This window comes from Pseudoalteromonas sp. C12FD-1, from assembly GCF_037414265.1.
In the GTDB taxonomy this organism is placed as follows: Bacteria; Pseudomonadota; Gammaproteobacteria; order Enterobacterales; family Alteromonadaceae; genus Pseudoalteromonas.
The window spans coordinates 21,271-27,696 of the sequence record NZ_JBBEVD010000046.1 but is presented as its reverse complement, the minus strand read 5'-3'; the positions used below and the strand labels follow the sequence as shown (position 1 = coordinate 27,696).

7 protein-coding genes are annotated in these 6,426 nt (G+C 39.6%); 2 read left to right on the top strand and 5 right to left on the bottom strand.

The genetic code is table 11. The features are described 5' to 3' along the window. Nucleotides 1–336 precede the first annotated feature (336 nt). Nucleotides 337–816: an RNA recognition motif domain-containing protein gene (locus tag WDB87_RS05090; RefSeq protein ID WP_286245467.1), complete on the top strand. Its 480-nt coding sequence runs from the start codon at nt 337–339 to the stop codon at nt 814–816. On the opposite strand, the gene murI is transcribed toward WDB87_RS05090, so the two are convergent. Then, nucleotides 779–1,576 (bottom strand): glutamate racemase, encoded by a 798-nt coding sequence (gene murI / locus WDB87_RS05085; protein WP_337849265.1) that lies wholly within the window; start codon nt 1,574–1,576, stop codon nt 779–781. The two genes, WDB87_RS05090 and murI, sit on opposite strands and share 38 nt — an antisense overlap. 65 nt (nt 1,577–1,641) lie before the next feature. Further along, nucleotides 1,642–2,781, bottom strand: coding sequence for a DUF5610 domain-containing protein (locus tag WDB87_RS05080; protein ID WP_337849264.1), 1,140 nt, complete (start codon nt 2,779–2,781; stop codon nt 1,642–1,644). A 165-nt stretch (nt 2,782–2,946) separates the two neighbouring features. Between WDB87_RS05080 and trmA the strand changes: the two genes are divergently transcribed. Continuing rightward, on the top strand, nt 2,947–4,044 hold the full coding sequence (trmA, locus tag WDB87_RS05075) for a tRNA (uridine(54)-C5)-methyltransferase TrmA (RefSeq protein ID WP_337849263.1): 1,098 nt from the start codon (nt 2,947–2,949) through the stop codon (nt 4,042–4,044). Nucleotides 4,045–4,110: 66 nt separating this feature from the next. Here trmA and WDB87_RS05070 read toward each other — a convergent pair whose 3' ends face one another. From WDB87_RS05070 to WDB87_RS05060, 3 genes are read right to left on the bottom strand one after another with little or no spacing between them, the layout of a single operon-like run. Then, a complete protein-coding gene (locus WDB87_RS05070) occupies nt 4,111–4,749 on the bottom strand; it encodes a thiol:disulfide interchange protein DsbA/DsbL (protein ID WP_286245471.1) in 639 nt (212 codons plus the stop codon). Nucleotides 4,750–4,767: 18 nt separating this feature from the next. After that, a complete protein-coding gene (locus WDB87_RS05065; protein ID WP_286245472.1) occupies nt 4,768–5,391 on the bottom strand; it encodes a thiol:disulfide interchange protein DsbA/DsbL in 624 nt (207 codons plus the stop codon). Nucleotides 5,392–5,421: 30 nt separating this feature from the next. Beyond that, on the bottom strand, nt 5,422–6,396 hold the full coding sequence (locus WDB87_RS05060) for a serine/threonine protein kinase (protein ID WP_337849262.1): 975 nt from the start codon (nt 6,394–6,396) through the stop codon (nt 5,422–5,424). Between the last annotated feature and the right edge of the window lie 30 nt (nt 6,397–6,426).

Below are 6,426 nucleotides of genomic sequence, written 5' to 3'. Positions count from 1 at the left end.
ATTTTAAACTTTCTTGCGATGATTTAAAACCGAAGTTTTACTTAACTCTCTGAGCAGCTCTTGCCTCGCTATGCGTTGGCGTTCCCCGTCTCAGTGGGGTCGCATTATAGGGAGATCCGAAAACAGATCAACCCTTTTTTTAGATCTTTTTACTGTTCGAACAAAAATAGAGCAAAACAGCGTAAAACTAGCTAAATAACTGGCTAAGATGATGCTTTTTTATACTGGTTTTTATTATTTAATATAAATTTCATTGCTATGTTCGTTTAAGACGTTAAGATAGCAAGTTCACAATGTTAAATTAATGTTTATTTCCTGTTTATTGGTAGATCTAAAATGAAATTACCCGATCAAAAATCTTTTATCTTCTCTGTTATTCTTGCTGTAGTTGGTTTTGTTATTGTTGAGTTTGCTTTAGGCAGCTTAGCTTTAAGCCCAGCATTGCTATTTGGTGCTGGTTTATTAATTGGTGGGGTTGCTATTGCTGCAATGTCATCGGAAGGTGGTGAAGAAGCTGAAGTAAAAACAAAAACACTTTATGTTGGTAATCTTCCTTATCGTGCAAATGAAGGCGTAGTTCGTGCTTTGTTTGAAGAACAAGGTAAAGTTTTCAACGTGCGCCTATTAAAGGATAAAAATACTGGCAAACGTCGTGGCTTTGGTTTTGTTGAAATGGCACAAGCAGATGCAGACAATGCAATTGCTAAGTTAAACGATAGTGAGTTCCAACAGCGTACTTTAAAAGTACGTGAGGCAAAACAAAAACAAGAAGATGATTCTAGCTCTTTACGCACTGGGACGGATCAATCAGTGTAACGTGCTTTATAGCTAGCTTATTACTCAAAACATCAGCCGTTGCATAATATTGCAGCGGCTTTTTTTTGTCTGTAAATTTATTTCCAAAGTTATGCTGCTCTAGTAGGTAGTTTACTCTGCTGGCAATAGCCGCGCCTGAATCGAGTAATTGCACTGAGTTATTAAAGTACGCTTGTATGGCATTGCTAAGAATTGGAAAATGTGTGCAACCTAGTACAAGTACATCTATATCTGAGTTTATGCCCAAACGTGTTAGCTCTTTGTGCAGTTTGAGTGTATCTAGCTGCTGAGTGAAAAATAACTGCTCAGCCAATGCCACCAGCTCAACACTGCTATATAAACTCACTGTTACGTTGCTGGCATGCTCTTTTATTAATGTATGAGTATAGGGACTTGCAACTGTGGCCGGGGTTGCCAATAAGCCGATGTGCTTTGTGCGAGTTACCTCAGCAGCAGGCTTTATTGCAGGCACCACGCCGACAATAGGTATTGATGTAATTTTGCGTACTTCACTTAAGGCTGATGTAGAGGCTGTATTGCAGGCTATAACAATAAGATCGACTTTAAGCGCGTTTTGCTCAATAAAATAAATGAGTGAGCACAAACGGCCTATAATAGTTTGCTGGGTTTGCGCGCCATAAGGGAGTAACGCATTATCCATAAAGTAGCTGTACTGTGCATCTGGAATACGCTTTTGAATATGCTCAAGCACGGTGGTGCCACCTATACCTGAATCAAATACCATTATGTGGGCTGACAAACTTTGGTTCCTACTGTTTATTAAGAACGGCAGTTTGCCATGAGGTATTTATAAAAGAAAGCAGTTTAGCTTTGCTCAGACTTTAGCGCGTCGAGTGCATCGCCCGCTGAATTTAATTGATTTAGGTTTTCGAACATTGCCTGGGTATAATCAACTAGCTGATCGACCGCTGCTTGATCTTGGTTTAGCCACTCTATAATACCGGCAAGCTGATCTTGTAGGCCTAGTTGCGATGCTTTATCGAATGCATTTTTTAGGTCGTCATTAAAAGGCGCGATCGCATCGGCTACCTCTTTTGTTGGGTTTGGTTGATATTGCTCATAACTTTTAACGGTAGCGACTGTTTTCGTTTGGCGAAGATCCATTGAAAATGCCACTAGTTGCTCACTGCCTAAGCTCAGCTCTTGTGCTTTTTCAAATGCTTCATCCAAATCACCACTAAAAAATGTTTTACTTACTCCTTGTAGCTCTTCCATCATGGCATTAATAGCATCTTGCTCTTGTTCATTTAAATCACCATTAACCGACATTGAGAAAGACAGCTCTCGAGATTGCGACGATGAGCTGGCAAATGATTCGCTGTTATTACTTTGTTGATACCCGCTCGCTGTTTGCGACTCATATGCATCAGCAAAGCTAATACTGACTTCATCACCTTCGGCTGTTGTAAACTTATATTCAGCATTACTACTCATACTTACATATTGTGCTTGGCTTACGCTTACACTGGCCGGTTGTGGGTTAAATAGGGTTTGCTCAAACTCATCAAGCCCCTCAAAAATGCCTTCTTTTGACTTGTCGATGCCCTCTTGCATTTCTTCGTTAAATACACCGGTGCCTTTTAGTTCATCAACCGCTTCGTCTATACCGGTTTGAACCCCAGTGCGCGCATCGTCTAACATGTTTTTTAATTTATCGTCATCAGCACCATTGGCTTTAGCTTTATTAACTGCGCCAGATACAAAGTCGAGTACATTTTTTACTATTTCATCAAAATCGAATAAAGGTTTATCGGCTTGTTTTTGCTCAACAGGTAAACCTAGTTGCTCTGCCATTTTGTCGCCAAGCACTTTTGCAGCAAGTTCTCTGCCTCGCTGTAATGAAGTTTCTTGCGGAGATTGGATTGTTGGCTGCTGTAGCGCCTCTTTATTATTAAATTTGTTTACGTTGTTGTTTGGCGTATAGCCATAATTACCGATTTTCATGATCCACCTCCGTTACGTACTTAGCTTATTATCGGCTAATAGTGACAAAACTAAAGTGCATGTTTAAAAAAACAGCAACTTTATTATCAGCAAAACTAGACAAATACTGCTCGCTCCCTACAATAGCGCCGATAAATAGATCTCATAGATAAGGTAGTAGCATTAATGGCAGTGATTAAAATAGATACCACACAGTACGATGCGCAGTTAGCTGAAAAAGAGCAACGCATTACATCGCAGTTTCAGCGTTTTGGTGTGCAACAATTAGAGGTATTTAGCTCAGAGCCAATTAACTACCGCCAACGTGCTGAATTTAGAGTATGGCACGATGGGGATGATCTATTTCATATTATGTTTGATCAAGCAACAAAAGAAAAAATTCGCGTTGACACTTTTGACCCTGCTGCGCCATTAGTTGGTGAAGTGATGCAGGTGATGATTGATAATTTAAAGTCGTGTGAAGTATTACGTCGTAAGCTGTTTCAAATTGACTATTTATCGTCATTAAGCGGTGAGATTTTAGTAAGCTTGCTTTATCACAAGCCACTTGATGATCAGTGGCTAACTGAAATAAAAGCCCTTAAAGAAAAACTAAGCAGCAAATACAAAATTGATTTTATTGGCCGAGCGCGCAAGCAAAAAGAAGTGCTAGGCGATGACTTTGTCACAGAGCGTTTAACCGTAAATGGCCAAGAGCTTATTTACCAACAAGTTGAAAATAGCTTTACTCAGCCAAATGCGAAAGTAAATATTAAAATGCTTGAGTGGGCGCAAGACCTATGCAAACCACTTAATAACGATTTACTAGAGCTTTACTGTGGTAATGGTAATTTCTCTATTGCATTGGCGGGTTCATTTAATCGCGTATTAGCTACTGAAATATCTAAGTCTTCTGTGCATTCAGCGCAATACAACATTGCTAAAAATAAAGTAGATAACTTAGATATAATTCGCATGTCGAGTGAAGAGTTTACCCAGGCAATGAATGGTGAACGTACCTTTTCGCGCTTAGAGGGGATAGATTTAAAAAGTTACGATTGCCAAACTATTTTGGTCGACCCACCGCGCGCAGGTATGGATACCCTTACGTGTGACTTAGTGGCTAACTACGAGAACATTATTTATATATCGTGCAACCCAGACACGCTTGAGCGCGATTTAGATCATTTGACGCGCACCCATAACGTTAAGCGTTTTGCGATATTTGATCAGTTCCCATATACGCATCACATTGAATCGGGTGTTTTCTTACAAAGAAAATAGTGAGTTAAATTTAAATCACTTCCATAAAAAAAGCTCCCTCAGGAGCTTTTTTTGTTTTAACAAATCTTACTTGTTCGCTAAATAGTTAATTAATTTACTAATATCTTCTGGCGCGGTAATACCCGACTCTCGGCCTAGGTTTAATTTATATTTACCATTTACGATAAAGGTTGGTACGCCACGTAGCGCGCCTTTTTCTTTAAAGTAATTTTGGTCACGTTTCATTTTAGAGCTTAATGTACGTACCGAGAAGCTTTTGTATAGTTTATCAAACTTATCGCCATCAACACCCTGCGCTACAAATACATCTTTTACATCTGCAAGCTCGTTAAATTTAGCGCGCTTTGTGTGAATGTGGTTAAAAATAGCCGCAACAATTTTATCTTTTTGTGGAAGCACTTCCGCGGTTGCTAACGCTTGGCTCATCATTTGTTGGTTTTCTGGATCGCGAACACCGACAAAATCAACATGGCTCTTTTTAAATTTAACGTCTTTGTCTAGCTTTGGCTTAAACTCACCAATTAATGCTTCCATGTTATTACAAGCTGGGCAATAAAATGAGAAAAACTCTTTAACTTCTGGCTTTTTAGTCGCGCGTTCTGCCACTACATCGTAATGCACGCCTTCTTCATACGTTGCTGCAAAACTAGTTGCTGCCATTGGTAGTAGTAATGCAAGTAAACCTGCTTTAACTAATTTGATCATTGTTATTGTTCTCCGAGATTAAAGTGTTAGTAAAAAAGCAACTAACTCATTCAGTTCTTGCTGGTTATTAATAGTATTCATGTTTATTTTATATTTATCATTTACGATAAAGGTAGGTACACCAGTTAGCGCACCTAATTTTGAATATTTGTTTTGTTTATCTTGCATTGCACGCTCAGCAGAAATAATTGGCATGCTGGCAATGTCTTGATCAAACGTTGCACTATCAATACCGTTAACTTCAAGTAACTTTTTTACGTCTTTGATTTGCGTTAAAGGTGCGCGCTGTACATGAATACTTTTAAAGATTTGATCGCTGATACTTTGTGCTTGACCGTGCTTTTTACCGATTAAGTAGGCGTAGCTTAAGTTGCTTTGCGCCTGTGGTGATACGCCACCTAAAAAGTTAACGTGATTTTTTATAAATTCAGTACCCTCGGGCAGGCTTTTTTCAATTGCTTTTGCAACAGGCTCAAATTTAAAACAATGCGGACAGTAAAATGAGAAAAACTCGGTTACTTGTGGCTCTGCGCTTTTTTCTACATCAATAACAGTGTACTGGTTATCGGCTTCAAACTGTGCAGCAAGGGCTGCAAATGGTAAACATAAAAGTAGTAGGCTCAGTTTCAATTTTTTAAGCATTGGTATCTCGTGTACTTTTTAAATAAAATTTTATGGCAATAACTTCAGCGGGGCTTCTTGCAGTGCAGCAAGTTGCTCTTTAAGTGCTAAAATCTGTTGCTCCCAGTATTTGTCTTCAGCAAACCATGAAAAGTTCCGTACGAACGCCGGATCGCTCCATCGCTTGGCTACCCAACCCATATAATGAATAATACGCATTGCACGAAGCGGTTCAATTAATTTGAGTTGAGTGTGGTCAAAATCACAAAACTCTTCATACGCATTTACAAGGGTGTCTAACTGTAACAGCTGTGTTTGACGATCGCCACTGAGCATCATCCATAAATCTTGAATGGCCGGCCCTTGGCGAGCATCATCTAAATCAACAAACATAAGTGCTTCGCCTGCCCACAAAATGTTACCAGCGTGGCAATCACCATGTAAGCGTATCGTTTGCACATTTTTATACTGTGCTTGCGTTTGCTCAATAACCAAGTCCAATATGGTATAAAAAGCCGTGCTGATCCCCATAGGTACCAAATTACTTTTTTGCAGATGAACTTTAGCTGTATGCAAATATTCTTCGCAGCTAAACGTAGGCCTGTGCTCAAATGCTTTGCTTTTAGCTACCTGATGCATACGGCCAATTAAACGCCCCATTACATCAAGCTGATCTAGGTTATCCACTTCAAATAACCGTCCACCAACACTAGGAAACAACACAAAAATGTAGCCCTGGTGTTCAAATAAGCTTTGTCCGTTGTGCTTAATGGGTGCAACAACGGGTACTTCAGCTTCGGCAAGCTCGAAAGCAAAGTCATGCTCTTCTTGTATTTGCGCTTTGCTCCAGCGCTCTGGTCGGTAAAACTTAACAACGTAGCGCAGGCCATCTTCCGCCTTAAATTGGTAGACTCTGTTTTCGTAGCTATTAAGTGCTAATAAACCTGACTCTGCATATATACCAACGCTTTCTATTGCATCGAGAATTAAGTCGGGCGTTAAATCTTCAAAACTAAATTTACTCATGGGCTTCTTAATGTAAAAAGCGGGTTACCC